The 1,420-nt window shown below is 74.4% G+C and carries 3 protein-coding genes; all 3 read right to left on the minus strand.

All coding sequences use genetic code 11. The features are described 5' to 3' along the window. Nucleotides 1-239 (minus strand): hypothetical protein (locus AB0J52_RS40575; RefSeq protein ID WP_500188541.1); only part of this gene is annotated, 239 nt, incomplete at its 3' end. 2 nt (nt 240-241) lie between these two features. Beyond that, complete coding sequence (gene rfbA / locus AB0J52_RS40580) at nt 242-1,120, minus strand: glucose-1-phosphate thymidylyltransferase RfbA (RefSeq protein WP_500188542.1); 879 nt, start codon at nt 1,118-1,120, stop codon at nt 242-244. A gap of 7 nt (nt 1,121-1,127) precedes the next feature. Next, nucleotides 1,128-1,420: outer membrane protein assembly factor BamB family protein (locus AB0J52_RS40585; RefSeq protein WP_500188544.1), on the minus strand; the 293-nt coding region annotated here is incomplete at its 5' end.

Raw genomic sequence — 1,420 nt, forward strand, 5'->3', positions numbered from 1 at the left:
GGGTCGGCGGCGAACGCGTCCGACAGCGCCGCCACCACCGCCGCCCCGTCCGCCCGCCGCGTGACGAACCGCATCTCCCCGCTCTCGGCGAGGAAGGCCAGCATCTCGGCGGTGGCGCCGGCGGCCGCGACGGCGGCGAGGGCGCGGGCGAGGCCGTGCCCGTCCGCGCCCAGCCCCAGCACGCGGACGAGCACGTCGGCGTGCCCGTGGGAGACGTGGCTGACCGTCGATCGCTCCATGGTCAGCGGAGCAGGGCCAGCAGGTAGTCGCCGTAGCCGCTGCTGCGCAGCGGCCGGGCCAGGTCGCGGAGCTGCGCGTCGCTGATCAGGCCCGCCCGCCAGGCGGCCTCCTCGACGCAGCCGACCTTGCGGCCGTGGTGCTCGTCCACGTCCCGGACGTACTCGGCGGCGCGGACGATGTCGCCGACCGTGCCGGTGTCCCACCAGGCGGCCCCGGGGTCCATCATCGAGACCCGCAGCCGCCCCTCGCGCAGGTAGTGGTCGTTGACGGCGGTGATCTCCAGCTCGCCGCGCGCGCTGGGCCGCAGCCCGCGGGCGATCTTGACGACGTCGGCGTCGTAGAAGTACAGGCCCGGGACGGCGTAGCGGGACCGCGGCCGGGCGGGCTTCTCCTCGATCGACAGCACCCGGCCCTCGTCGTCGAACTCCACCACGCCGTAGGCGGACGGGTCGGCGACGCGGCGGGCGAAGACGTGCCCGCCGGTGAGCTCGGGCATCGACCGGGCCCAGCGGCCGAAGTCCATGCCGTGGAAAAGGTTGTCGCCGAGGATGAGGGCCGAGGGGCGGCCGTCGAGGAACTCCTCCCCGATCAGGAACGCCTGCGCGATCCCCTCCGGGCGGTCCTGGACGGCGTACTCCAGCCGCAGCCCCCACTGGGAGCCGTCGCCGAGCAGCCGCCGGAACGCGGCCCGGTCCTCCGGGGTCGTGATCACCAGGATCTCCCGGATCCCGGCCGTGACCAGGGTGCAGAGCGGGTAGTAGATCATCGGTTTGTCGAAGACCGGGAGCAGGTGCTTGGACACCGCCCGCGTCACCGGCCGGAGCCGGGCGCCGGTGCCCCCGGCCAGCATCAGCCCGCGGATCGGGGCGTTCTCAGTCATGGTCGGCTCAGTGCGTGTCGAAGGCGTAGAGCTTGTCGTTGCCGGTGCCGATGTGATAGCCGGACCCCCAGTAGACGGTGCCGTCCACGACGGCCGCGCCGCCGACCACCGACCCGCCGCTGGCGAACCGCCAGCGGACGTCGCCGGTCGCCGCGTCCAGCGCGTACATGTTGTCGCCGGTCCCGGCGGCGGAGCCCGCGTAGACCACGCCGTTGGCGGCCGACACGTACCCCATGTCGACACCGCCCTGCGGGTCGGGCGTGCGCCACAGCACGCGGCCGTCGGCGGCGGACAGCGCCG

This window comes from Spirillospora sp. NPDC049652, from assembly GCF_040675125.1.
Classification (GTDB): domain Bacteria; phylum Actinomycetota; class Actinomycetes; order Streptosporangiales; family Streptosporangiaceae; genus Spirillospora.